Source organism: Streptomyces sp. DF42 (genome assembly GCF_058267695.1).
Map to the genome: position 1 here is coordinate 6245392 of NZ_CM177859.1, position 23859 is coordinate 6269250.

At 70.1% G+C, this 23859-nt stretch carries 24 protein-coding genes; 10 read left to right on the forward strand and 14 right to left on the reverse strand.

The annotated features are described in order from the left end of the window. Positions 1–185: 185 nt before the first annotated feature. Entirely contained in the window at positions 186–443 is a 258-nt protein-coding gene (locus tag ACYUED_RS28775; RefSeq protein ID WP_491286500.1) for a type II toxin-antitoxin system antitoxin, read from the reverse strand. Continuing rightward, complete coding sequence (locus tag ACYUED_RS28780) at positions 440–1357, reverse strand: SPFH domain-containing protein (protein WP_491286502.1); 918 nt, start codon at positions 1355–1357, stop codon at positions 440–442. The genes ACYUED_RS28775 and ACYUED_RS28780 overlap by 4 nt, the downstream gene beginning before the upstream one ends. A 269-nt stretch (positions 1358–1626) precedes the next feature. On the opposite strand from ACYUED_RS28780, the gene ACYUED_RS28785 reads away from it, so the two are divergent. Next, positions 1627–4014: a transglycosylase domain-containing protein gene (locus ACYUED_RS28785; protein WP_491286503.1), complete on the forward strand. Its 2388-nt coding sequence runs from the start codon at positions 1627–1629 to the stop codon at positions 4012–4014. Between the two features lie 115 nt (positions 4015–4129). On the opposite strand, the gene ACYUED_RS28790 is transcribed toward ACYUED_RS28785, so the two are convergent. From ACYUED_RS28790 to ACYUED_RS28805, 4 genes are all read right to left on the reverse strand, one after another. Then, positions 4130–6226 (reverse strand): SpoIIE family protein phosphatase, encoded by a 2097-nt coding sequence (locus ACYUED_RS28790; RefSeq protein WP_491286506.1) that lies wholly within the window; start codon positions 6224–6226, stop codon positions 4130–4132. A gap of 367 nt (positions 6227–6593) precedes the next feature. Beyond that, a complete protein-coding gene (fomD, locus tag ACYUED_RS28795) occupies positions 6594–7289 on the reverse strand; it encodes a cytidylyl-2-hydroxypropylphosphonate hydrolase (protein WP_491286508.1) in 696 nt (231 codons plus the stop codon). A gap of 72 nt (positions 7290–7361) precedes the next feature. Continuing rightward, positions 7362–8747 (reverse strand): class II fumarate hydratase, encoded by a 1386-nt coding sequence (locus ACYUED_RS28800; RefSeq protein WP_491286510.1) that lies wholly within the window; start codon positions 8745–8747, stop codon positions 7362–7364. A 313-nt stretch (positions 8748–9060) separates the two neighbouring features. Continuing rightward, a complete protein-coding gene (locus ACYUED_RS28805) occupies positions 9061–10728 on the reverse strand; it encodes a fumarate hydratase (RefSeq protein WP_491286512.1) in 1668 nt (555 codons plus the stop codon). Between the two features lie 179 nt (positions 10729–10907). Here ACYUED_RS28805 and ACYUED_RS28810 point away from each other — a divergent pair, with 179 nt between their 5' ends. Further along, the gene (locus ACYUED_RS28810; RefSeq protein ID WP_491286514.1) at positions 10908–11600 is read left to right on the forward strand and encodes a DUF1707 SHOCT-like domain-containing protein; all 693 of its coding nucleotides are present in this window, start codon (positions 10908–10910) and stop codon (positions 11598–11600) included. A gap of 174 nt (positions 11601–11774) precedes the next feature. Continuing rightward, on the forward strand, positions 11775–12149 hold the full coding sequence (locus ACYUED_RS28815; RefSeq protein WP_491286516.1) for a WhiB family transcriptional regulator: 375 nt from the start codon (positions 11775–11777) through the stop codon (positions 12147–12149). Between the two features lie 95 nt (positions 12150–12244). On the opposite strand, the gene glpX is transcribed toward ACYUED_RS28815, so the two are convergent. Further along, on the reverse strand, positions 12245–13279 hold the full coding sequence (glpX, locus tag ACYUED_RS28820) for a class II fructose-bisphosphatase (RefSeq protein WP_266520975.1): 1035 nt from the start codon (positions 13277–13279) through the stop codon (positions 12245–12247). Between the two features lie 127 nt (positions 13280–13406). On the opposite strand from glpX, the gene ACYUED_RS28825 reads away from it, so the two are divergent. Beyond that, positions 13407–13928: a DUF4245 domain-containing protein gene (locus tag ACYUED_RS28825; RefSeq protein WP_491286519.1), complete on the forward strand. Its 522-nt coding sequence runs from the start codon at positions 13407–13409 to the stop codon at positions 13926–13928. A 65-nt stretch (positions 13929–13993) separates the two neighbouring features. On the opposite strand, the gene ACYUED_RS28830 is transcribed toward ACYUED_RS28825, so the two are convergent. The 4 genes from ACYUED_RS28830 to ACYUED_RS28845 all read right to left on the reverse strand — a co-directional run bounded on the left by ACYUED_RS28830 (position 13994) and on the right by ACYUED_RS28845 (position 16358). Beyond that, positions 13994–14584 (reverse strand): malonic semialdehyde reductase, encoded by a 591-nt coding sequence (locus ACYUED_RS28830; RefSeq protein ID WP_266520979.1) that lies wholly within the window; start codon positions 14582–14584, stop codon positions 13994–13996. Between the two features lie 154 nt (positions 14585–14738). After that, positions 14739–14972, reverse strand: coding sequence for an exodeoxyribonuclease VII small subunit (locus ACYUED_RS28835; RefSeq protein WP_491286521.1), 234 nt, complete (start codon positions 14970–14972; stop codon positions 14739–14741). A 9-nt stretch (positions 14973–14981) separates the two neighbouring features. Beyond that, positions 14982–16190: an exodeoxyribonuclease VII large subunit gene (gene xseA, locus ACYUED_RS28840; protein WP_491286523.1), complete on the reverse strand. Its 1209-nt coding sequence runs from the start codon at positions 16188–16190 to the stop codon at positions 14982–14984. Between the two features lie 30 nt (positions 16191–16220). Beyond that, positions 16221–16358 (reverse strand): hypothetical protein, encoded by a 138-nt coding sequence (locus ACYUED_RS28845; RefSeq protein ID WP_491286525.1) that lies wholly within the window; start codon positions 16356–16358, stop codon positions 16221–16223. A gap of 103 nt (positions 16359–16461) precedes the next feature. Between ACYUED_RS28845 and ACYUED_RS28850 the strand changes: the two genes are divergently transcribed. Both ACYUED_RS28850 and ppgK read left to right on the forward strand, forming a co-directional pair. Further along, entirely contained in the window at positions 16462–17472 is a 1011-nt protein-coding gene (locus ACYUED_RS28850) for a 4-hydroxy-3-methylbut-2-enyl diphosphate reductase (protein WP_491286529.1), read from the forward strand. Positions 17473–17501: 29 nt separating this feature from the next. Further along, the gene (gene ppgK / locus ACYUED_RS28855; RefSeq protein WP_491286531.1) at positions 17502–18254 is read left to right on the forward strand and encodes a polyphosphate--glucose phosphotransferase; all 753 of its coding nucleotides are present in this window, start codon (positions 17502–17504) and stop codon (positions 18252–18254) included. Positions 18255–18326: 72 nt separating this feature from the next. Here the strand turns inward: ppgK and ACYUED_RS28860 are convergent, their stop codons facing one another. Then, positions 18327–18929, reverse strand: a complete 603-nt coding sequence (locus tag ACYUED_RS28860) for a DUF6542 domain-containing protein (protein WP_491286535.1) — start codon at positions 18927–18929, stop codon at positions 18327–18329. A 199-nt stretch (positions 18930–19128) separates the two neighbouring features. On the opposite strand from ACYUED_RS28860, the gene ychF reads away from it, so the two are divergent. Then, positions 19129–20217, forward strand: a complete 1089-nt coding sequence (ychF, locus tag ACYUED_RS28865; protein ID WP_266520996.1) for a redox-regulated ATPase YchF — start codon at positions 19129–19131, stop codon at positions 20215–20217. Positions 20218–20419: 202 nt separating this feature from the next. Here ychF and ACYUED_RS28870 read toward each other — a convergent pair whose 3' ends face one another. After that, positions 20420–21025: a TetR/AcrR family transcriptional regulator gene (locus ACYUED_RS28870; protein ID WP_491286539.1), complete on the reverse strand. Its 606-nt coding sequence runs from the start codon at positions 21023–21025 to the stop codon at positions 20420–20422. A 129-nt stretch (positions 21026–21154) separates the two neighbouring features. Between ACYUED_RS28870 and ACYUED_RS28875 the strand changes: the two genes are divergently transcribed. The 3 genes from ACYUED_RS28875 (at position 21155) to ACYUED_RS28885 (ending at position 22783) form a co-directional block, all read left to right on the forward strand. Then, positions 21155–21622 carry a cupin domain-containing protein gene (locus ACYUED_RS28875; protein ID WP_491286541.1) on the forward strand — a complete coding sequence of 156 codons (468 nt, stop codon included), beginning with the start codon at positions 21155–21157 and terminating at the stop codon, positions 21620–21622. 83 nt (positions 21623–21705) lie between these two features. Then, entirely contained in the window at positions 21706–22548 is an 843-nt protein-coding gene (locus tag ACYUED_RS28880) for an alpha/beta fold hydrolase (RefSeq protein WP_491286543.1), read from the forward strand. 19 nt (positions 22549–22567) lie between these two features. Further along, positions 22568–22783, forward strand: coding sequence for a hypothetical protein (locus tag ACYUED_RS28885; RefSeq protein ID WP_491286545.1), 216 nt, complete (start codon positions 22568–22570; stop codon positions 22781–22783). A gap of 112 nt (positions 22784–22895) precedes the next feature. Here ACYUED_RS28885 and ACYUED_RS28890 read toward each other — a convergent pair whose 3' ends face one another. Then, positions 22896–23813, reverse strand: coding sequence for a LysR family transcriptional regulator (locus tag ACYUED_RS28890; RefSeq protein WP_491286547.1), 918 nt, complete (start codon positions 23811–23813; stop codon positions 22896–22898). Positions 23814–23859: the final 46 nt, after the last annotated feature.

The following is a 23859-nucleotide window of genomic DNA, read 5'->3' on the forward strand; positions in this document are numbered from 1 at the left end:
TCTAGACCGTGGCGGGGGGTGGGAGTGCGCAGGTGGGCGCGGATTGTCACGGTTCTGCTACTAACGACGCCCGCAATCCCGCGGGTCCGGCGCACTGGAGGCCGCCTCGGTGTTTCCGGCACCCGTCCCGCGCTTCGGAGGCCGGATCGGCATCCCCGCCCGTCCGGCGTCCGAGGACGAGGCCGTCAGGCCGACGGGGGTCCGGGGGTGGGGCCTCCGGGAGGGCGACCCCGACGAGGCAGTGGCCCAGCCTCCCCGGGCAGCCGCCCCGCCTCGTTCAAGGCCCGCCGCAGCAAGAACTCGATCTGCGCGTTGGCGGAACGCAACTCGTCACCGGCCCACCGAGCCAACGCGTCGTACACTAAAGGGTCCAACCGCAGCAGCACCTGCTTGCGCTGCTGCGGCCGGCGCCTGGCCGAGGAGCTCTCGGAAGGTTCCGTCACTGGTACAAGGTCCCGGTGTTGAGGACGGGCTGCGGTGCGCGGTCCCCGCACAGCACCACCATCAGGTTGGACACCATCGCCGCCTTCCGCTCCTCGTCCAGCTCCACGATGTCCCGCTCGGAGATCCGTGCGAGCGCCGCCTCGACCATGCCCACCGCGCCGTCCACGATCTGCCGCCGGGCCGCGACGATCGCCCCCGCCTGCTGCCGCTGGAGCATCGCCGAGGCGATCTCGGGAGCGTACGCGAGGTGCGTGAAGCGAGACTCGATGATCTGGACACCGGCGGCCTCCACGCGCGCGTGCAGCTCGATGGCCAGCTTCTCCGTGATCTCCTCCGCGTTGCCGCGCAGCGAGAGCCCGCCCTCCTCGTGGGCGTCGTAGGGGTACTCGATGGCTATGTGCCGTACCGCGGCCTCCGTCTGCGTCGCCACGAAATCCAGGTAGTTGTCCACCTCGAACGTGGCCTGCGCGGTGTCCCGCACCTTCCAGACCACGACCGCGGCGAGCTCGATCGGGTTGCCGTAGGCGTCGTTGACCTTGAGGACGGCGGTCTCGTGGTTGCGCACGCGAGTGGAGATCTTCGTGCGCGAGGTGAAGGGGTTCACCCAGCGCAGCCCGTCCTGGCGGATCGTCCCGCGGTAGCGGCCGAAGAGCTGCACGACCCTGGCCTCACCCGGCGCCACGGTGTTGAGCCCGCGCAGCGAGATCACCGCGGCGACCAGGACGACGACACCGCCGACGGCGAAGCCGGGGTTCACCGAGGCGGCCACGAACAGGGCGACCGCGGCCAGCAGGCCTAGCAGCCCGAGCAGCAGCGCGAGCGCGCCGCCGATGCTGTGCGCGGCCGTCTCCCGCACGCGGGGTGCGGGCATCTCGGGTACGTCGGCGGCGGGTGTGGAGTCGTGTGCGGACATGGGTGGCCCCCGTTCTCGTGGTGCGCTCCCGCGGTGCGTTTCCGTGAAAGCACTGAACTAGCTAAGTGATATCACTTTACCCCCTGGGGCAACCTTGAACCCCCCTCGGCCGTCGGTTCCGTTGGGGCGGGTGCTGATTGTCACGTCCACAAAAGGCCGGATCGACGGACCTTTGCCACATGTCCCGGTGTTAGCTTTCTGAGCTGACTTGAGCGGCGAACCTGTGTGACGTGTGGGCACACATGAACGAAGCGGAGCGGATCGGACTCATGGGACGAGCGGAAGACAGACGAGCGCGACAGCGCGGTGGCCGCCGCGCGGCGCCCACGCGCTCGTCCACGGCATCCATATCCACCGCGTCCGCGGAGGAGCCGGTCACGGTCGTCGGCGGTCGGGCCGCGGCACGCCGGGCGGCCCAGGGCAAGGGCAGGGCCAAGGGCAAGGCGGGCAAGACGGGCAAGGACGGCAGGAGCTTCATACGCCGGCTGTTCACCTGGAAGAAGATCGTCGGAACCTTCTTCGGGCTGTGCCTGCTCGGCATGGGCGCGTTCGTCGCGCTGTACATGATGATCAGCATCCCCAAGGGCGGCAATTCCGACGCCACGCTGCAGAGCAACGTCTACAAGTACGGCGACGGCTCGCTGCTGACCCGTGACGGCCAGCGCAACCGCGAGATCGTGGACCTGGCCAAGGTGCCCAAGCCCGTTCAGCACACCTTCGTCGCCGCCGAGAACAAGACCTTCTACAAGGACAACGGCGTGGACCTCAGGGGCACCGCCCGCGGTCTGCTCAACACGCTGTCCGGCAAGGGCGCGCAGGGCGGTTCGACGATCACCCAGCAGTACGTCAAGAACTACTACCTGACGCAGAACCAGACCGTCACGCGCAAGCTGAAGGAACTGGTCATCTCCCTGAAGCTGGACCGCACGAAGTCCAAGGACTACATCCTCGCCGGCTACATCAACACCAGCTACTACGGCCGCGGCGCGTACGGCATCCAGGCAGCGGCGCAGGCCTACTACCACCGCGACGCCGAGAAGCTCACGGTCGAGCAGGGTGCCTACCTCGCCGCGCTCCTCCAGGCGCCGAACCAGTACGACTGGGCGATCGCGTCCGACACCGGCCGGCGGTTGGTCAAGGCGCGCTGGAACTACGTCCTCGACAACATGGTCGAGGAGGACTGGCTGGACAAGACCGAGCGCGAGAACATGAAGTTCCCGACGCCGCTGGCCCCCAAGGCCGCGCCCGGTATGGGCGGCCAGACCGGCTACCTGGTGGACGCGGCCAACAACCAGTTGGCCAGGCGGCTGGTGACCCAGGGCACGGCCGACAACTTCAACGACGCCCTGACCATGGTCAAGGCGGGCGGCTGGACCATCACGCTCAACATCGACAAGAAGAAGCAGACGGCGCTGGAGAAGGCCGCCAAGGCGCAGCTGATCAGCAAGCTCGACCCGAAGAAGCGCTCGGTCGACGCGGACGTCCAGGCCGGTGCCGCGTCCGTGAACCCGAAGACGGGCGCGGTCGTGGCGATGTACGGCGGGCGGGACTACTACAAGCACTACCGCAACAACGCGACCCGCACGGACTACCAGCCCGCGTCGACGTTCAAGCCGGTCATCCTCGCCGCCGCACTGGACGGGGCCGCCGAGACACAGACCGGCCAGGCCATCGGTGCGAACACGATCTACGACGGCACGAGCAAGCGCCAGGTCGTGGACAAGGGCGCCAAGGTCGGTTTCGCTCCCGAGAACGAGGACGACCAGAACTACGGCCCCATCACCGTCCAGACGGCGATGAACCAGTCCGTCAACTCCGTCTTCGCGCAGATGGGCGTCGACGTCGGCATGCGCAAGGTGCTCAAGGTCGGCGGCCAGCTCGGCATGGACACCGCCAACCTCAGGGCGGTGCCTGCCCAGACCCTCGGCACCATGGGGGCGAGCCCGCTGCAGATGGCAGGCGTCTACGCGACCCTCGACAACCACGGCAAGCAGGTCACCCCGAGCATCATCAAGTCCGTGGAGAACAGCAGGCATTCGGTCACCCTGCCGAACCCGATCGGCGACCAGGTCATCAGCCCCGAGGCCGCCGACACGGTCACCTCGGTGCTGACGGGCGTGGTCGACGACGGTACGGCCAAGCGGTCGGTGCAGGAGAACGCCAACCGCGACGGCCGCAAGGTCGCCGGCAAGACGGGTACCTCCGACGAGAACCGCTCGGCCTGGTTCACCGGCTTCACGCCCGACCTGGTCACCTCGGTCGGCCTGTTCGGTGAGAACCACAAGACCTTCGCGCAGGTGTCGATGTACAAGGCGGGCGGACTGCCCCGCGTCAACGGTGGTACCTTCCCGGCGCAGATCTGGGCGGCGTACACCTTCGGCGTCTCCGCCACGGGCCTCAAGTTCGAACTGAACACCACGCAGGGCGCGGCCGTGCAGCCGACGTACACGCCGACGCCCACGAAGAAGCCCAGCCCGACGCCGTCGCAGGCACCGACGAGTCCGTCACCGTCCCAGACCCCGTCCCAGACGCCGTCGCAGACCCCGTCCCAGACGCCGTCGCAGACGCCGTCCCAGACGCCCTCACGGACGCCGCCGCCGACGCCGACGAACGGACAGGGCCCGGTGGATCCGCTCAACCCGAACGGCCAGCAGTAACCGGGACAACTATCAGCGACGGGATAGTCGGCAGTAACCCGAACAATCAGCGGCAAGCGACAAGAAAGGGCGCCCGGCAGATGCCGGGCGCCCTTCGCGCCTTCGAAACGGTGGTTCAGCCCTGCGGAGCGCTCCTGCCCAGCTCGAACCAGACCACCTTCCCGGTGCTCAGCCGTGTCGCCCCCCAGCGCCGGGCCAGCTTGTTGACGAGGTAGAGCCCACGCCCACCCTCATCCGTCGCCCGCGCCTGCCTCAGGCGCGGCAGCTGCGGCACGTCGTCGCCGACCTCGCACCGCAGCACGTCGGTGCGCAGCAGACGAAGCGTGACCGGCCGGGTCGCGTACCGCACCGCGTTGGTCACGACCTCGCTGACGAGTAGCTCCACGGAGTCACTGAGGTCCTCCATGTCCCACCGGGACAGCGCGTGCCGGGCGAGCCGGCGGGCCCGGCCGGGCGCCGCGTCCTCGGGCTCCAGGAACCAGTACGCCACGTCGCTCGGCGCGATCCCGTCGAAGCGGGCGGCGAGCAGCGCGATGTCGTCGTCCCGGTCGCCCGGGCCGAGCATGTCGAGCACCTCGTCGCACAGGGCCTCCAGCGGCGGCGGATGGTCGGGTCCGGTCAGCTGCGCGGTCGCGGCGAGCTTCTCGCGCAGCTGCTCTATCCCGGTCCACACGTCCCGCAGACGGGACTCCACCAGCCCGTCGGTGTACAGCAGCAGGGTCGCCCCGGCCGGCGCGTCGAGCTCGACGGCCTCGAAGTCGACGCCGCCCACACCGATCGGCGCCCCCGGCGGCACCCGCAGTACCTCGGCGCGGCCGCCCAGGTGCAGCAGGACCGGCGGCGGATGGCCGGCGTTGGCGATCGTGATGCGGTGCGAGACCGGGTCGTAGACCGCGTACAGGCACGTCGCCATACGGTCGGTGCCCAGGCGCTGCGCCTGTTCGTCCAGGTGGTGCAGCACCTCCTGCGGAGGCAGGTCCAGTCCGGCCAGGGTCTGGGCGGTGGTGCGCAGCTGGCCCATGATGGCCGCCGACGTCATGGAGTGGCCCATCACGTCGCCGACGACGAGGGCCACGCGGCTGCCCGGCAGCGGGATGGCGTCGTACCAGTCGCCGCCCACCCGCGCGGTCTCGGCGGCGGGCAGATAACGGGACGCGAGGCGTACGCCCGTGGGGCGCGGCAGCGTCTCGGGGAGCATGGTGCGCTGCAGCTCGTCGGCGATGTACGCCTCGCGGCCGTACAGGACCGCCTTGTCGATGCCGAGCGCGCTGTGCGTGGCGAGCTGGGCGGCGACCAGGAGGTCGTCGGCCTCGAAGGCGATGCGCTCGGGGCGGCGCAGGAAGAGCGCGGCGCCGATCACACGGCGCCGGCCGCGCAGCGGGGCGAGGATCGCGCGCTGCCCGCCGGGTACGGCGAACTCTCCACCCTCGCCCAGGAGTTCTGGCAGGGCGGCGCGGGCGGCGGGCGCGTCCGTGAAGACCGGGCGCACCCCGCGCAGCACGTCGGCCAGCGCGCTGCCCGGCCGCACCTCGCACAGCTCGGCGCCGACCGTGTGGAGCCCCGAGACCTCGTGCGGCTCGGGCTGCAGGGCCGGCGAGAACCCGCCCTCGGTGTCCCGCTCGGCCGGAATCCGGTCGGTGCGCCTCAGACGCAGCAGCAGCGGGCCGGTGGGGCGTTCGTCGCCGACGGGCAGCGGGTCGCGCAGATAGACGAGGATCGCGTCGGAGAAGGTCGGCACGGTCGCCCGGCACAGCCCCATGACGATCTCGTCGAGGTCGATGCCGCGGGCGATCCGCCGCGTCGCGGCGCCCACGAAGCGCAGCCGGTCGCCGTCCCGTCGCATGGGGGTGGGGCGCCCGGGAAGCAGCCCCTGCCCGGTACGCCGCTCCTGGCCGCCGGCGTCCTGCGTCCGGTCCTGCTGGGTGCCGGGCTGGTCCGGGATGGACTCGGGCACGGGGCGCGGGCGATGGGTGCCCGGTTCTACGGCGGCGGGCTGCGAGTGCTCGGGGCCGGTGATGTCGGAGGGGGGCGAGGCCGGATCCTTTCCTTTGCTGCACGGCGTGGCCGTACCCGGCGTCGACGGTGTCTCCCCGGTGCGCCCCTGTGCCGGTAAGGCGGCTGCGGGGGCGGAGGGCGCCGGCGTCGGGGTGTGCAGGAGCGCCCCGCGGGGGTCCGCGGGGGCGGCGCCCGGCTGTGGGCGCTCGAAGGACATGGGGTGCTCCGTCACGCGTGTCGAATCCGTCCGTCCGGGGCTGCGCCTCGGGTGCGCAGTTCGTCCCGCAGGAATCCCGATACCCGGAATACGTGTCCCCGGAACGGAATTCCCGCGTGGTCAGAGGCTGCTTCTGTGCCGTCGGTGAACCGTCTGCGGCTAGCAGCGCCGCCGCCGTCGTAACCCTCGCTCACGTCCTGCCGCCCCTCGGTGACGATCGGTCAAGCCCAGTGCGGGCTCCGGGAGTTGCTGCTGCGTGCCCACCCGTCACCCGAACACCGCCCCTCAACGACGGTGCTGCGCACCGACCTCTGAACACTTGTGGAGGACGATCCTACGGTTGTGGACCGGGGGCGCATCAAGGGTCTCATGAGGACACGTGCGCGGGCGTACGGTCCCAGTCCTCCGGCAAAGACGGTACAGCCCAGGACGGATCCGGGCGCCAGTGCTGCCAGCTGTCCGAGAACGGCGGGCCCCAGGCGCGGATCACCTCCACCGCGGACCGCCCCGCCTCCCGCACCCGTTCGGCGACCCGGGCGTCCATCAGTCCGTCCCGCTGGGCCTGCGCGAACTCGTCCTCGTCCCGCCAGTGCCAACTGCGGTCCGGGTGCACCGAGATGTCCAGGAAGTGATCCTCGGAGTCGACCCCGCCGTCCCAACGCACCAGCGGTGACTCAAGATTCACGTACCAGTTCTTGAACTGCCAGCCCGGCTCCCAGAACAGCCACACCGACCAGGGCTCGCGGGGCCGGGCCAGCTTCAGCACGCCCGTGCCGAACCAGCGGTCGATCTGGACCGTGCGAGGCTTGGTGTAGCGGGTCTCCAGCGGTTCGACGTGCACGGGCGTGCCGTCGGCCAGCACCGGCTTCACACACTCGGTGCCGGGCGCCAGCCAGACGGCGAGCACGTCGGCGTCGTCGCGGACGACGGTGACGGGGCGGGCGATGTGGCAGCGTTTGCCGCCGTTCTCCCGGTACCGCCACAGGATCTGGGTCCCGGCGGCCCAGAAGCCCGTCGATCCGCCCGCTTCCACTTCCGCTCTCACCGCTCCACCGTCCGCCATGAAGAGATATTAGGTGCCACAGGCATACGACGCTGCGCTGCGCGTCGCGGTTCACGGGGGCGCGGCGAAAGGTTACGGATGCGTCATCCGCAGGACATCCAGCGCCTCGTCGAGCTGCTCCAGTGTGAGGTCGCCGCGCTCTACGTACCCGCTGTCCAGGACGACTTGGCGGATCGTCCTGCGCTCGGCGAGTGCCTTCTTGGCGACCTTGGCGGCCTCCTCGTACCCGATGTACTTGTTGAGCGGCGTGACCACGGAGGGCGAGGACTCGGCGTACTCGCGCGCCCGCTCCCGGTTCGCGGTGATCCCGTCCACGGTGCGGTCGGCGAGCAGCCGGGAGACGTTCGCCAGCAGCCGGACGGACTCCAGGACGTTCCTTGCGATGACCGGCAGCATCACGTTGAGCTCGAAGTTGCCGGCGGCGCCCGCGGTGGCCACCGTCGCGTCGTTCCCGATGACCTGGGCGGCGACCATGAGCACGGCCTCGGGGATGACGGGGTTGACCTTGCCGGGCATGATCGAGGACCCGGGCTGGAGGTCGGGGAGAGCGATCTCGGCGAGGCCCGTCCGGGGTCCGGAGGCCATCCACCGCAGATCGTTGGCAATCTTGGTCAGCCCCACCGCGACGGTCCTGAGCTGCCCGCTCGTCTCGACGATCCCGTCCCGCGCGCCCTGCGCCTCGAAGTGGTCGCGGGCTTCGGTGAGCGGCAGCCCCGTGACCCGGGCGACCTCCGCGATGACCGCCGCGGAGAACCCGGGCGGGGTGTTGATGCCGGTCCCGACCGCCGTCCCGCCGAGGGGCAGCTCGGCGAGGCGGGGGAGCGAGGCGTACAGCCGCTCGACGCCGTACCGGACCTGCGCCGCGTATCCCCCGAACTCCTGCCCCAGAGTCACGGGCGTGGCATCCATCAGATGGGTCCGCCCGGACTTCACGACATCGCCGAACTCCTCCGCCTTGCGCTCCAGCGAGCCGGCGAGATGCTCCAGAGCCGGGATGAGATCCCGCGTCACGGCGGCCGTGGCGGCGATGTGGATGGAGGAGGGGAAGACGTCGTTGGACGACTGGGACGCGTTCACATGGTCGTTGGGGTGTACGTCCCTGCCGAGCCGCTCCGTGGCGAGGGTGGCGACGACCTCGTTGGTGTTCATGTTCGACGAGGTGCCGGAACCGGTCTGGAAGACGTCGATCGGGAACTGCTCGTCCCAGTCTCCCCGGGCGACCTCCCCGGCGGCCTCCTGGATCGCCTCGGCGATGTCCTTGTCGAGCACGCCGAGCCGCGCGTTGACCTTCGCGGCGGCGCCCTTGATGCGGGCGAGGGCCTCGATGTGGGCGCGCTCGATGCGCTGTCCGGAGACGGGGAAGTTCTCGACGGCACGCTGGGTCTGGGCCCGCCACTTGGCGTCGGCGGGGACGCGGACCTCGCCCATGGAGTCGTGCTCGATGCGGTATTCGGTCATGCCCGTATAGCGAACGGGAGGGTGGGGATGTTCCGGCCCACACCCCGACCGGCCCCTGTGACGCACATCTCACACCCGCCGCGCGGACGCGGCGCCCTCCAGGCCGCCGGCCGTCCGAGCACCAGGCCGTCGAGGCCGCACGGGTCCGACCACCCAGCCCGTCCGGCGTTCGAGGACGAGGCCGTCCGGGCCTAAGCGGGGTCCGGGGCGCAGCCCCAGCGGGGGCGAAGGGGCGGAGCCCCTGGGGACGGGACGGGGCGGGACGGGCAGGGGCGGCGGGGGCGAGTTCCGTCCCCGGCCGCCCCGAAAGGCACTACGCGAGCCCGGGCCCCCGTACCGGAATCGACGTGAACGTCGGAGCCGGAGCGGGATCCTGGAAGAAGTCGTTGCCCTTGTCGTCGACCACGATGAACGCCGGGAAGTCCTCGACCTCGATCTTCCAGACGGCCTCCATGCCGAGCTCCTCGTACTCGACGACCTCGACCTTCTTGATGCAGTCCTGGGCGAGCCGGGCGGCCGGCCCGCCGATGGAGCCGAGGTAGAAGCCGCCGTGCGCGTCACACGCGTCCGTGACCTGCTTGCTCCGGTTGCCCTTGGCGAGCATCACCCTGGAGCCGCCGGCGGCCTGGAACTGCTCGACGTAGGAGTCCATGCGCCCGGCCGTGGTCGGCCCGAAGGAACCGGACGCGTACCCCTCGGGGGTCTTCGCCGGGCCGGCGTAGTACACCGGGTGGTCCTTCAGGTACTGCGGCATCTCCTCGCCCGCGTCCAGCCGCTCCTTGATCTTGGCGTGCGCGATGTCGCGGGCCACGACCAGCGGGCCGGTGAGCGAAAGCCGGGTCTTCACCGGGTACTTGGTCAGCTCGGCGAGGATGTCGTCCATCGGCTGGTTGAGGTCGATCCTGACGACGGCACCGGCCTCGTCGAGGTGCTCGTCCGTCGTCTCCGGCAAGAAGCGCGCCGGGTCCGTCTCCAACTGCTCCAGGAAGACCCCCTCGGCGGTGATCTTCGCGACGGCCTGCCGGTCGGCGGAGCAGGACACGGCGATGGCGACGGGGCACGAAGCACCGTGCCGCGGCAGCCGTACCACCCGCACGTCGTGGCAGAAGTACTTGCCACCGAACTGTGCGCCGATCCCGATCTTCTGCGTCAGCTCGAAGACCTTCTCCTCCAGCTCCTTGTCCCGGAAGCCGTGACCGAGTTCGGAGCCCTCGGCGGGAATCTCGTCCAGGTAGTGCGCGGAGGCGTACTTGGCGGTCTTCAGCGCGTACTCGGCGGACGTACCGCCGACGACGATCGCCAGGTGGTACGGCGGGCAGGCGGCCGTACCCAGCGAACGGATCTTCTCCTCCAGGAACTTCATCATGGAGGCCTCGTTCAGGACGGCCTTCGTCTCCTGGTACAGGAAGGACTTGTTGGCGGAGCCGCCGCCCTTCGCCATGAACAGGAACTTGTAGGCGCCGCCGTCGGTGGCGTACAGCTCGATCTGGGCCGGCAGGTTGGAGCCGGTGTTCTTCTCGTCCCACATGGTCAGCGGGGCCATCTGCGAGTAGCGCAGGTTGAGGTTCAGGTACGCGTCGTAGATCCCGCGGCTCAGTGCCGACTCGTCGCTGCCCTCGGTGAGCACGTTCTGTCCGCGCTTGCCCATGACGATCGCCGTGCCGGTGTCCTGGCACATGGGGAGCACGCCGGCGGCCGCGATGTTGGCGTTCTTCAGCAGGTCCAGGGCCACGAACTTGTCGTTGCCCGACGCCTCGGGGTCGTCGATGATGCGCCGCAGCTGGGCGAGGTGGGCCGGGCGCAGGTAGTGCTGGATGTCGTGGATGGCCTCCTCGGCGAGCTTGCGCAGCGCCTCCGGCTCCACCTTGAGGAACGTCCGCCCGTCGGCCTCGAAGGTGGAGACACCCTCGGCGGTCACCAGCCGGTAGGGGGTGGTGTCCTCTCCCATGGGGAGCAGATCGGTGTACGCGAACTCAGGCATCGCAGCCCATTCCTCACTCGACAGACGACGGCCCGCCGACGTTGGCGGGCGCTCACCAGCGTAGAACCTGCCGCCGACAGGGAGCTTGTGAGGTAAGGCTCAGTTCGAGATCCGTGTGGGTTTTCCACAGGCCCGAACGGGGGTAGTCGCGATCTATCGCGTTTCGGTACGCTGCTGCCGTGGACCTTCACAAGCACACCGAACCCGCGCCCGCGGTGGCCGACCTGCGTGCCTCGGACGCCGACCGCGACCGTATCGCCGACCTCCTGCGCGACGCCCTCGCCGAGGGGCGCCTGACCGCCGACGAGCACGCCGAGCGGGTGGAGGGTGCGCTCGCCGCCAAGACGGTCGGCGAGCTGGAGGTCTTCATACGGGACCTGCCCGTCGCCCACCGGCACCGCGCGGCCCCCGCCTTCGCCGCGGCCCCGAACCGGCCCACGGTGGGCGCGATCCCGGCGGACCCCGACGACCATGTGGTGGCGGTGTTCAGCAGCGCCGCCCGCAAGGGCCGCTGGCGCGCGGGCCGCCGTATCCACGCGCACGCGATCTTCGGCACCGTTGAGATAGACCTCAGCGAGGCGCTCTTCGAGTACCAGCAGGTCGTGATCAAGGCGATCTCCGTTTTCGGCAACGTCGAGGTCCGAGTCCCGGAGAACGTGTCGCTGCGAGGCACCGGCGGCGGCGTCCTCGGCAACTTCGAGGTGGACACCCTCGACTCGACGGATCCGGACGCCCCGGTCGTCTACGTCGACGGATGGGCCGTCCTCGGCAATGTCGAGGCGCGGCCGAAGCGCGGCAAGCTCCTCGCCGACATCCTCGACCGTGTCCAGCACAAGGTCGACAGGAGTTTGCGCAAACATCTGGATCGTTGACGGTTGTGAATCCGGCCGTGCTTCCGGGGAATCGGTTCACCCCGGCCGGGATTGCGGCGGCGTGCCCGAGCACCCGAAACCCAGCGGTTGGGAACTCAGTGCATAGGCACGCGCACAGCGGGTAGGCCTTGCTGCATCGTCGCTCGCTCGCGAAGCCGTCGTCAGGAGTAGACCGTGCTGCAACCGCCGCATTCGTCCCTGCAGGTAGCTGCCGTTTTGGCCCAGCGGGTGCCAGTGCGGGACAGGGACCAAGACGCTCCATGGCACACCGAGGCGGTGTGCCGGCGCGACGAGGCCGGCCTGTTCTTCGCCCCCTCCAAAGAACCCACAGCCGCCCGGCTCTCCCGTGAGGAGGCCGCCAAGCGTGTCTGTGCCCGCTGCCCGGTCATGGTCGAGTGCCGCGAGCACGCGCTGCTGCAACCCGAGCCCTACGGCGTCTGGGGCGGCCTCACCGCCGCCGAGCGCCGCGTCGTCCTGGCCCGCCGCCGCCGCCGCGAGATGGAACTGAAGAAGACGGCGCGGGTGGATCGCATACCGGCCGCCGGCTGACCGGCCCCCCGCACGCGAAAGGGGCGCCCCCTACCGCACCAGGGGGCGCCCCTTTTCCGCACACCGAGTGGCTCCGCCGCACGCCGGAGACCGAGCTATTTGGCGCGGTCGAAATCAATCGCGCTGTAGGCCCGCAGCTTGCTGAGCCGGTGCTCGGAGTCGATCCTGCGCACCGTCCCCGACTTCGACCGCATCACGATCGAGTCGGTCGTCGCGGTCTCCGAGCGGTACCGCACACCCCGCAGGAGCTCGCCGTCGGTGATCCCGGTCGCCACGAAGAACACGTTCTCCCCGGACACCAGGTCGTCGGTGGTCAGCACCCGGCCGAGGTCGTGCCCGGCGTCGATCGCCCGCGCCCGCTCCTCGTCGTCCTTGGGCCACAGCTTGCCCTGGATCGTCCCGCCCAGGCACTTCACCGCACAGGCGGAGATGATCCCCTCGGGCGTACCGCCGATGCCGAGCAGCATGTCGACGCCGGTGCCCTCGCGGAGCGCGTAGATCGAACCGGCGACATCGCCGTCGGAGATCAGCTTGATGCGTGCGCCGGCCTCCCGGATCTCCTTGATGATCCCCTCGTGCCGCGGCCGGTCGAGGATCACCACGGTGACGTCCTCCGGCGTGGAGCGCTTCGCCTTGGCGACCCGGCGGATGTTCACGGACACGGGCGCGTCGATGTCGACGAAGTCGGCGGCCTCGGGGCCGGTGACCAGCTTGTCCATGTAGAAGACGGCGGACGGGTCGAACATCGACCCGCGGTCGGCGGCGGCCAGCACGGCGATGGCGTTCGGCATGCCCTTGGCCGTCAGCGTCGTGCCGTCGATCGGATCGACGGCGATGTCGCACTCGGGCCCGGTCCCGTCACCGACGCGCTCGCCGTTGAAGAGCATCGGGGCCTCGTCCTTCTCGCCCTCGCCGATGACGACCACGCCGTTCATCGACACGGTGGAGACGAGGGAGCGCATGGCGCGTACCGCGGCACCGTCGGCGCCGTTCTTGTCGCCCCGCCCGACCCAGCGGCCCGCGGCCATCGCGGCGGCTTCGGTCACCCGGACGAGTTCCAGGGCAAGGTTGCGGTCAGGGGCTTCGCGGGGAACTTCGAGTTCGGACGGCAAGTGATGATTCTCGGTCATCGAGGCGCACCTTTCTGATACGACGACGGCCGGATGAGGGTTCGATCCACGACTCTATCGTCAGTCCGACAAAATGAGCAGGGGACCCCACGGATGAGCGGGCCGGGCACCTGCGACGATAGAAGGCGTGGCAGGTTCGAACGGCAAGCAGAAGACGGTCCGGGACATGATCCTCTCCCTGGGCCTGATCGGGATCGCGGCGGCGCTCATCTACGTCTTCATCCCGCACGAGGACTCGGCTCCGGACATCAAGCCGGTCGACTACCGCGTCGAGCTGCTCACGGCACGCCGCGCCGCGGCCTACCCGGTGGCCGCCCCCGAGGGCCTGTCCAAGGGCTGGAAGGCCACCTCGGTCCGCTTCCAGGGTGACAACTTCGACGCATGGCACCTGGGCTTCCACACCCCCGACGCCCAGTACGTGCAGATCGAGCAGTCGACTCAGCGGCCGTCCGAGTTCATCGACGACGCCAGCCAGGGCGCGTCGGCGACCAAGGCCACCCAGCGGATCGACGGCAGGACGTGGACGCGTTACACCGGCGGCCGCTACGACGCCCTCGTGCTCACGGGGAAGGGCTCGACGACCGTGGTCGCGGGCACGGGCTCGTTCCAGCAGCTGACGGAGCTGGTGCAGGCGCTGAAGGCGTCGTAGGCGTACGTGCGTGACGAAGGCCCCCGGCGTGGTCGCCGGGGGCCTTCGTCACGCGCGGTGGCCGCTCAGACCGTGGTGACGACCTCGTCGTAGGCCAGGCGCGGGGAGCGCGGGAACCAGGCGTCCTCGCCCGGGTTGCCGATGTTGACGACCATCAGCGGGGTGTGGTCGCCGTCCAGAAACTCCTTCTGGACGCCCGCGAAGTCGAGGCCGGTCATCGGGCCGGCGGCGAGGCCGGCGGCGCGGACACCGATGATGAAGTACGCGGCCTGGAGCGCGGCGTTCAGCCCGGCGGCACCCTCGCGGGCCGGACGCTCGGAGAAGAAGACGTCCTTGGCGGCCGGGAAGTGCGGGAAGAGCGTGGGCAGTTCCTCGTGGAACTCGTTGTCGGCGGAGAGGATCGCGACCAGCGGGGCGGTGGCCGTCTTCGGCTGGTTGCCCTCGGCCATGTGCTTCACCAGGCGCTCACGGGCCTCGGCGGAGCGGACCAGGGTGATGCGCAGCGGCGACTGGTTGAAGGCGGTCGGGCCGTACTTGACCAGGTCGTAGATCGCCTGGACCTGCTCGTCGGTCACCGGCTCGTCGGTGAAGGTGTTGGCGGTACGGGCCTCGCGGAACAGCAGGTCCTGGGCGGCGGGGTCAAGGACGAGAGACATGCGTGAACTTCCTCGGGGTGGCATCCGGGCTACAACCGGACCGCGGTCCGGATAGGCTGACGACACGAAGGTACGCGAAGAACGAGGGAAGTTAAAGCTTCAACGAAATTCTGGGCGTGGTGATCCGCCTCACAGCAGATCACCGTCGGTACGGCTACTCGCCGGACTCTTCCGCGGCCGCTTCCTCCTGGGCCAGCGCCGCGTCCAGCCGTGCCCGCGCCCCGTCCAGCCAGCGCCGGCACACCTTGGCCAGCTCCTCGCCCCGCTCCCAGAGCGCGAGGGACTCCTCAAGCGTCGTGCCGCCCGCCTCCAGCCGCCGTACGACCTCGATCAGCTCGTCCCGGGCCTGCTCGTAGCCGAGCGTCTCTTCCGCCACCTTGCTGGTCATCCGGCCACCCTATGCGTCGACTCGTACGGAGAACTCACCCTCGGAGACCCGCGCCCGCAGCGTCTCGTCCGCATCGACCTCGGCCGGGTCGCGGACCACATGCCCGTCGGCCTTCTGCAGCACGGCGTACCCGCGCTTCAGGGTGGCGGCGGGGGAGAGGGCCACCACGCGCGCGTGCGTGTGCGTCAGCTCGGAGTCGGCGCGGTCGAGGAGGTGCCGGAGCGTGCGCCGGGAGCGGTCGAGCAGCGAGGCGACATGATCGGCCCGCTCGTCGATCATCCGGTGCGGATCCTCCATGGAGGGCCGCGCGAGGGCATGCGCGAGCCCGCGCTCCTCCCGCTCGACGACGGCCTCGACGCACCGCCGTGCCCGATCGCGCAGCAGCCGAACCCGCTCGTACTCCTCGCCCACGTCCGGTACGACCTTCTTGGCGGCGTCGGTGGGGGTGGAGGCGCGCAGGTCGGCCACGTAGTCCAGGAGCGGGGTGTCGGGCTCGTGCCCGATGGCGGAGACCACCGGCGTACGGCACTCGGCGACGGTGCGGACGAGCTGCTCGTCGGAGAACGGCAGCAGGTCCTCCACGCTGCCACCGCCGCGCGCGACGATGATCACGTCCACGTCCGCGAGTTCGTCGAGTTCCTTCACGGCCTGCACGACCTGAGGGACGGCGTGCACGCCCTGAACGGCGACGTTGCGCACCTCGAAGCGGACGGCGGGCCAGCGGTGCCGGGCGTTTTCGAGGACGTCCCGCTCGGCGGCGGAGGCGCGGCCGCAGACGAGCCCGATGAGCTGCGGAAGAAAGGGCAGCGCCGTCTTCCGCTCAGGTGCGAACAGTCCCTCGGCGGCCAGTGTCTTCTTCAACTGCTCCAGCCGGGCGAGGAGTTCGCCGACACCCACGGGCCTTATCTCGGCGGCCCGCAGCGACAACTGCCCACGCGGCGCGTACCACTCGGGCTTGGCGAGCACGACGACCCGCGCGCCCTCGCTGACGACATCGGCGACCGCGTCGAACACCTGCCGGTAGCAGGTGACGCTGATGGAGATGTCGTGCGAGGGATCACGCAACGTCAGAAACACCACGCCGGCACCGGGCCGCCGCGAGAGCTGGGTGATCTGCCCCTCGACCCAGACGGCACCGAGCCGGTCGATCCATCCCCCGATGAGCCGCGACACCTCACCGACGGGCAGCGGAGCTTCCGCGGACGTGTTGAGAGCCATGCCGCGAGCGTATAGGCCGACACCGACAGTTCAGCCCGTCCGGCGTGCGAGGGCGAGGCCGTCCCGGGCAGGGGCGGCGTAGACCACCGGATCCCGGAAGCCCAGGCAGCGCCGCAGGCCGTCCGCCTCGCCGGTGGTGCGCGCCGCCGCGCCGGTGCCGGACACCATGCCTTCGCCGGAGCCTCGCCCGTCGTGTCCTTCCCCACCCCTCCCGCTCCCTGACCGGTCTCCCCAGGGGCGCGATCTTCGACTCGCCTGACACGGCCTTACGATGGTTCGCATGACTGCTTCGCCTGGCCGCCGTGTCCTGCTCGCCGCTCCCCGTGGCTACTGCGCGGGTGTGGACCGCGCCGTGATCGCCGTCGAGAAAGCCCTGGAGCAGTACGGGGCTCCGATCTACGTCCGGCACGAGATCGTGCACAACAAGTATGTCGTGCAGACCCTGGAGAAGAAGGGCGCCATCTTCGTCGAGCAGACGGAGGAGGTCCCCGAGGGGAACATCGTCATGTTCTCCGCGCACGGAGTCGCTCCCGTCGTCCACGAGGAGGCCGCACGGGGCAAGCTCGCCACCATCGACGCGACCTGCCCGCTCGTCACCAAGGTCCACAAGGAAGCCGTCCGCTTCGCGGGCGAGGACTACGACATCCTCCTGATCGGGCACGAGGGCCACGAGGAGGTCATCGGCACCTCCGGCGAGGCCCCCGAGCACATCCAGCTCGTCGACGGCCCCGAGGACGTCGCCAAGGTGGAGGTCCGCGACCCCTCCAAGGTCGTGTGGCTGTCCCAGACCACCCTCTCCGTCGACGAGACGATGGAGACCGTCGACGCGCTGCAGGAGAAGTTCCCGCAGCTGATCTCGCCGCCCAGCGACGACATCTGCTACGCCACGCAGAACCGCCAGCTCGCGGTGAAGCAGATGGGCGCCGAGGCGGAGCTCGTGATCGTGGTCGGCTCCCGCAACTCCTCGAACTCCAAGCGCCTGGTCGAGGTCGCCAAGCTCGCCGGTTCCCGCGAGGCCTACCTCGTGGACTTCGCCGACGAGATCGACGAGGCCTGGCTGGAGGGCGTGTCCACGGTCGGCGTCACCTCCGGCGCCTCCGTCCCCGAGATCCTGGTCGAGCAGGTCCTGGAGTGGCTCGGGCAGCGCGGCTTCGAGGACGTGGAGATCGTCAAGGCGGCCGAGGAGTCCATCACGTTCTCGCTGCCCAAGGAGCTGCGCCGCGATCTGCGCGACGAGGCCGCGGCCCTGATCGCGGAGCGAACGGGCACCTCGCGCGAGTGACTGTCAGTCGTACGCCGTAACGTAGAGCCATGCAGATCTTCGGCATTGACATCGGTGGATCCGGGATCAAGGGCGCCCCTGTGGACCTGGACAAGGGCGACCTGGCCCAGGAGCGCTGCAAGGTGCTCACTCCGCAACCGGCGACGCCCGACGGTGTGGCCGACGGCGTGAAGCAGGTCGTCGACCACTTCGGCTGGACCGGCCCCGTCGGCCTCACCTTCCCCGGTGTGGTGACCGGCGGAGCCACCATCCGTACGGCGGCGAACGTCGACAAGAGCTGGATCGACACGGACGCGCGCGCGTTGTTCAGCGAGCGGCTGGCCGGCCTCCCGGTGACGGTGGTGAACGACGCGGACGCGGCGGGCGTCGCCGAGGTGCACTTCGGCGCGGGCAAGGACCGCAAGGGCACGGTCATCCTGCTGACCTTCGGCACCGGCATCGGCAGCGCCGTGTTCACCGACGGCGTCCTCGTGCCCAACACCGAGCTCGGCCACCTGGAGCTGCACGGCCACGACGCGGAGAAGCGCGCCTCCAGCAAAGCCAAGGAGGACCACGAGCTGACGTGGGAGCACTGGGCCCACCGCGTGCAGAAGTACCTCGCCCACGTCGAGATGCTGTTCTCGCCCGAGCTGTTCGTCATCGGCGGCGGCGTCAGCCGTAAGTCCGAGAAGTTCCTGCACTTCATCGAGGGCATCAAGGCGGAGATCGTCCCGGCCCAGCTGCAGAACAACGCGGGAATCGTGGGAGCGGCGATGCACGCGGCGGACGGCTCGGGGCACTAGGGCGGTGCGGCGAGAGTGCGTGCCGGGCGTCGCGCGGCAGACGCCACTTTCGCAACAGGCCCAGGACCCGCGTCAGCGCGCGGGGGGACGGTGCCGGTCGGTCCGGCGGCGCAGCAGGACCACCTTCCGTACGGTCGCGATCACACCCGCGACCAGCGTCCCCCCGTACAGCCACCCGGCCTGGGTGGCCAGCGCCGTCACCAGACCCATCAGCCTGCCGGGCAGCCCGCCGCCGCTGTCGGCGACGGGGAGCAGGCCCACCGCGAAGGCGATCGGTACGACGACGGGGGCGGTCAACAGGTCGCCCTTGCGTGTCCAGATCGCGGTCAGCAGGCACACCGGCAGGAACAGCAGGCCGTACAAGGTCAGCGACGCCCCGAACAGCAGCTGGTCGAGACATCCGAGCACGAACATCAGCGCCGCGCAGAACAGACCGCTTCCCAACCCGGTCAGCCGCGGGTTGGGCATCCGCCGCACCGCCTCGAACAGCGGCGGACCCGGCCGGCGTGCCCCCGACGGCCGATCCGCGGGACGGGCGGTCGCGGGACTCTGTGCGGCAGGCCGCCCGCCGCCGTCCGCACCGCCGCCCCTTCCCTCGCGCCTCGCCTGTGGCGGCAGCGGGTGCGTGCCACGGTGCGTTCCGTTGTGCGGGGGTCGCGACCTGTGTTGCTCCACCCGACCAACTTAGGTCGGCTTATGTGCCCAATCGCCCATCAGACACGCCGATGGGACGAGCTTGGCCAAGCGTTCGACGGGGCGCCGGAGCGGCGACCGGTACGCCGTAGACTGGTGGATCGGCCCGCCCGCGCACCGAAGAAGGACCGGGCCCACAGCCCCAGTCCCCTGATGTCTCTCACGTACGGGAAGTCGCAACGTGTCGCTCACGATCGGAATCGTCGGTCTGCCGAATGTCGGCAAATCGACCCTGTTCAACGCCCTGACCAAGAACGACGTGCTCGCGGCCAACTACCCGTTCGCCACGATCGAGCCCAATGTGGGCGTGGTCGGCGTCCCCGACGCCCGGCTGACGAAACTGGCCGAAATCTTCTCCTCCCAGCGGGTCCTTCCGGCGACGGTCGACTTCGTCGACATCGCCGGCATCGTGAAGGGCGCGTCCGAGGGTGAGGGCCTGGGCAACAAGTTCCTTGCGAACATCCGTGAGTCCGACGCGATCTGCCAGGTCATCCGCGCCTTCAAGGACGAGAACGTCGTGCATGTCGACGGCAAGGTCTCGCCGAAGGACGACATCGAGACGATCAACACCGAGCTGATCCTCGCCGACCTCCAGACCATCGAGAAGGTCCTGCCGCGCCTGCAGAAGGAGTCGCGGATCAAGAAGGACATCGGGCCCAAGGTCAAGGCCGTCGAGGAGGCCAAGGAGATCCTGGAGCGCGGTGACACCCTCTTCTCGCAGGGCATCGTCCAGGGCTCCGGCAACGAGGAACTCCTCCACGACCTGCACCTCCTGACGACCAAGCCCTTCCTCTACGTCTTCAACGTCGACGAGGACGAACTGGTCGACGACGACTTCAAGAACGAGCAGCGCGCCCTGGTCGCCCCTGCCGAGGCGATCTTCCTCAACGCCAAGCTCGAGGCGGACCTCGCCGAGCTCGACGAGGAGGACGCCCTGGAGCTCCTGGAGTCCGTCGGCGCCGAGGAGCCCGGCCTCGCCACCCTCGCGCACGTGGGCTTCAACACCCTCGGCCTGCAGACCTACCTCACGGCCGGCCCCAAGGAATCCCGCGCCTGGACGATCAAGAAGGGCGCCACCGCCCCCGAGGCCGCCGGAGTCATCCACACCGACTTCCAGAAGGGCTTCATCAAGGCGGAGGTCATCTCCTTCGCCGACCTGGTGGAGACGGGTTCGGTCGCCGAGGCCCGCGCCAAGGGCAAGGCGCGGATGGAAGGCAAGGACTATGTGATGCAGGACGGGGATGTGGTGGAGTTCCGGTTCAACGTGTAGCGGCTGACATATCTTCACGTCGCTGATCTGGCCGCAAACACGCAGGTCAGGGAGGGTCCGTCTCTTCGGAGTCGGGCCCTTTGTTTTTTCGATCCGGGATGGTGCTGGGATGGCTGCCCCTTCGTCACCTGTCGCCTTCCCTGGTCATCCCACTCTCGCCGCCCCGACGCCCAGCCCCGACGCCCAGTCGTACGCCCGGCGCTTACGCGATCGAGCGCACCGCCGCGTCCGTGAGCGTCGACGCGGTCCGTACGGCGCTGGTGACGGCCTCCTCGGGGGCGAGGCCGCACAGGTCGGTGAGGGTGAAGAGGGCCTCGGCGCTCACCACCACCGCGAGGCCCCGCTTGAGCTGTGCGAACGCCTCCGGGTGCGTCGCGCCGAGCGTGTCCTCCAGCGGGTGGAGCGCGTGGTCGATCAGTCCGAAGCGGATGCCGGGGCGCGTGGTCACCGTCTCGGGCCGGGTGACGGTGGCGGCGATCATCGCCCGCACCGAGCCCTGCCGGGCGAGGATGCCACGCAGCAGGAACTCGCAGGCGAAGGCGACCCGTTCGACGGCGTCGGTGGAGTCCGCGACCGGCGCGAGCGCCTCGGCGGGGGGTGGCCAGGCGCCGGCCAGGGCCTCGATGATCAGCGACGGAAGGTCGGGGAAGTACCGGTAGGCGGTGGCCTCGGAGACCAGGGCCGCGCGGGCGATCGCGGGCATGGTCACCTCGGCGCCCGTGCCGATGAGTTCCCGGGCGGCCGCCACGATCGCCGTCCGTGTGCGCCGCTTCTGGTTGGTGCGGCCGGTGTCCGTCTGCGCCGTCATCGTGCGACCCCTCCTGTCGATCCCTGCACACGATAGCAGTCGACTCTCTTTATGAGAGTCGACTTGCATTACGGGCTGAGACTTCCCTATCTTCATGAGAGTCAGCTCTCACAAAGGAGGAGTGGAGTCATGGGCACAGCGAGCACGGTTTCCCTGGTCGGCCCGGACGACGGCGAGACGATCCGGCTGGGCCCGACACAGATGCGCATCCTCGAGGACGGCAGCACCACCGGGCACCGCCTCGGCATCGGAGAGATCACCATCGCCCCGCACACCGAGGGCCCGCCGCAGCACCGGCACGCCCAGCACGACGAGGGCTTCTACGTCGTCTCCGGCACCGTCCACTTCACCATCGGGGAGACCACCCACGCGGCCTCGGCCGGCACGCTCGCGATGATCCCGCCCGGCGCCCCGCACACCTTCGCCAACCTCGGCGACGAGCCGGCGGTCATGCTCAACACCTTCACACCCGACCTGTACGTGCAGTACTTCCGCGACCTGCGGAGCATGATCGCGGGCGGCCGGGAACTGACCCCGGAGTCGACCGTCGAGGTCATGAGCCGCTACGCCACGGTCCCCGCGACCGATTTCGCGTGAAGACACCCCAATTTCCGTTGAACGCAACCCACTTGAGGACCACGGAAATGAGCACCGAAATGAGCACGGATATGAGCACGGAAATGACGCGCACGACTCGTGGCACCCACCCCCTCACGCTCGACCAGGGCACCCTCGACATCACCGTCGACGTCACCCTCAACGCCCCCCTCGACCCCCACGGCGAGCAGGCGCGCCCCTTCCTGCTTCTGCACGGAGGCGGCGGCCCGGGGACCGTCGCCCCGTTCGCCGGCCTGCTGGCCGGGCAGCGGGCGGCCAGGGTGTTCGCCCCCGTCCACCCCGGCTTCGACGGCACCGTCCGCCCTGCGTGGCTGACCGACGTCACGACCCTGGCCCAGGTGTACGCCCAACTGCTCGACACGCTCGACCTACGGGACGTCGCCGTCGTCGGGAACTCGATCGGCGGTTGGATCGCCGCGGAACTGGCGGCCCTGGGCAGCGACCGCGTCAGCAGCGTCATCCTCGTCAACGCGGTCGGCATCCCCGTCCCCGGCCACCCGATAGCCGACACCTTCTCCCTGACGCCCGTCGAGCTGTCGCGCCTCTCCTTCCACGATCCCTCGAAGTTCCGCTTCGACCCCAGCACGCTGACCGAGGCGCAGCGCGCCGTCATGGCCGCCAACCGCGAGACCCTGCAGATCTACTCGGGCTCGCACGCCATGGCGGACCCCACCCTGCCCGAGCGTCTCGCCAAGGTCACCCGTCCGACGCTGGTCGCTTGGGGCGCGAGCGACCAGGTCGTGGACGCCGACTACGGTCGCGCCTACGCACAGGCCATCCCGGACGCGGAGTTCCGACTGCTGGAGGGCACCGGCCACATGCCCCAGACCGAGACGCCCGAGCAACTCCTCCCCGTGCTCTGGGACTTCGCCGACGCCCACGGCACCGACCGGCCGCAGCACTGACTCCAAAGGGGCGGCCCGCGTGCCCCACCCCGACCGCATCAGGCCCACGTCGGTCCCGGCGGGGTGCTGCCTGAGTGTGCTGCTCGTCGGCCTCGACACCGCCATCCTGAATGTCGCCCTGCCCTCGACCCAGGAAGACCTGCACTGCTCCGTGTCCGGCCTGCCGGTGGTCATGGCCCTCCTCGCCAACGCCTTTCCGGAACCGCAGAAGCGGGCCAGGGCCATCGGCGGGTGAGGCGGGGCGGTCGGCATCGGCATGGCCTGGCCATCCTCGGCCTCGGACTCCTGGCCTCAGTGCCGCGGGCCGTACGGGGTATGCGGAGGCGGGCCGGCGATCACGTACCGGATCACGCCTCGCGCTCCCGCTCCGTCACCCGTCGGCACGCCTGCACGTAGCCCCGTACCAGTGGCCTGCGATCTTCCCTCCGCCACGCCAGGACGTACCGGCTCGGTGTCACGCCCCGCACCGGGCGGGTCACCACACCGCCCAGCGTGATCAGGGGGACGTTGCCCGCGGCCACCAGGCACACGCCGAGGCCCGCGACCAGGGCCTCGTACGTCTCCTCCGTGCTCGCGATCTCCGCGCCGACGCGGGGCGGGCGGCCGGCGCGTTCGTCCAGGGCGAGCCAGTAGTCCCGTAGCGGGCCCGCGCTCTTGGGGAGGGCGAGGAAGGGCTCCTCGGCCAGGTCCGTGAAGTCGATCTCCGTGCGGGGCGCGAGGGGGTGGGCCTCGGGGAGGGCGACCAGGCGGGGTTCCTCGGCGACGACCGTCCAGGCGTAGCGGCCCTGGTCGGGCAGAGGCAGCCAGACGAAGGCCACGTCCGTGTCGCCGTCCACCAGGCCCGCGGTCGGGTCGGCCCAACTCGCCTGACGCAGCCGTACCGTGGTGTCGGGGTGCGCGGCGGTGAAGCGGGAGCGGATCGCGGGCAGCAGTCCGCCGCGGCCGGGGCTGGTGCTCATGCCCACCATCAGCGTGCTGCGCTGCGCGGCCCGCGCCTCCTCCACCACGGCCGCGCCCCGCGCCCACGCGTCCAGCACCCGCCGGGCGTGCGGCAGCAGCGCCGCGCCGGCCTCGGACAGTTCCACGCCCTGCCGGTCCCGGCGCAACAGCTCGACGCCCAACTGCCGTTCCAGCGCCCGGATCTGCTTGCTCAGCGCGGGCTGCGAGACGTACAGCCGCTCGGCCGCGCGCGTGAAGTGCAGTTCCTCGGCGACCGTGACGAAGTACCGCAGGTCCCGCACATGAACGTCCGTCGTCATAGCCATTGGTTATCAGCGTAGGTCTTGGACGGGCAACGGGGACGGGCGGCAG

Coding starts and splice junctions, on each gene's coding strand:
- ACYUED_RS28780 (WP_491286502.1), bottom strand. CDS start 1,357: ATGTCCGCACACGACTCCACACCCGCCGCCGACGTACCCGAGATGCCC.
- ACYUED_RS28785 (WP_491286503.1), top strand. CDS start 1,627: ATGGGACGAGCGGAAGACAGACGAGCGCGACAGCGCGGTGGCCGCCGC.
- ACYUED_RS28790 (WP_491286506.1), bottom strand. CDS start 6,226: ATGTCCTTCGAGCGCCCACAGCCGGGCGCCGCCCCCGCGGACCCCCGC.
- fomD (WP_491286508.1), bottom strand. CDS start 7,289: ATGGCGGACGGTGGAGCGGTGAGAGCGGAAGTGGAAGCGGGCGGATCG.
- ACYUED_RS28800 (WP_491286510.1), bottom strand. CDS start 8,747: ATGACCGAATACCGCATCGAGCACGACTCCATGGGCGAGGTCCGCGTC.
- ACYUED_RS28805 (WP_491286512.1), bottom strand. CDS start 10,728: ATGCCTGAGTTCGCGTACACCGATCTGCTCCCCATGGGAGAGGACACC.
- glpX (WP_266520975.1), bottom strand. CDS start 13,279: ATGACCGAGAATCATCACTTGCCGTCCGAACTCGAAGTTCCCCGCGAA.
- ACYUED_RS28830 (WP_266520979.1), bottom strand. CDS start 14,584: ATGTCTCTCGTCCTTGACCCCGCCGCCCAGGACCTGCTGTTCCGCGAG.
- ACYUED_RS28835 (WP_491286521.1), bottom strand. CDS start 14,972: ATGACCAGCAAGGTGGCGGAAGAGACGCTCGGCTACGAGCAGGCCCGG.
- xseA (WP_491286523.1), bottom strand. CDS start 16,190: ATGGCTCTCAACACGTCCGCGGAAGCTCCGCTGCCCGTCGGTGAGGTG.
- ACYUED_RS28845 (WP_491286525.1), bottom strand. CDS start 16,358: ATGGTGTCCGGCACCGGCGCGGCGGCGCGCACCACCGGCGAGGCGGAC.
- ACYUED_RS28850 (WP_491286529.1), top strand. CDS start 16,462: ATGGTTCGCATGACTGCTTCGCCTGGCCGCCGTGTCCTGCTCGCCGCT.
- ppgK (WP_491286531.1), top strand. CDS start 17,502: ATGCAGATCTTCGGCATTGACATCGGTGGATCCGGGATCAAGGGCGCC.
- ACYUED_RS28870 (WP_491286539.1), bottom strand. CDS start 21,025: ATGACGGCGCAGACGGACACCGGCCGCACCAACCAGAAGCGGCGCACA.
- ACYUED_RS28875 (WP_491286541.1), top strand. CDS start 21,155: ATGGGCACAGCGAGCACGGTTTCCCTGGTCGGCCCGGACGACGGCGAG.
- ACYUED_RS28880 (WP_491286543.1), top strand. CDS start 21,706: ATGACGCGCACGACTCGTGGCACCCACCCCCTCACGCTCGACCAGGGC.
- ACYUED_RS28890 (WP_491286547.1), bottom strand. CDS start 23,813: ATGGCTATGACGACGGACGTTCATGTGCGGGACCTGCGGTACTTCGTC.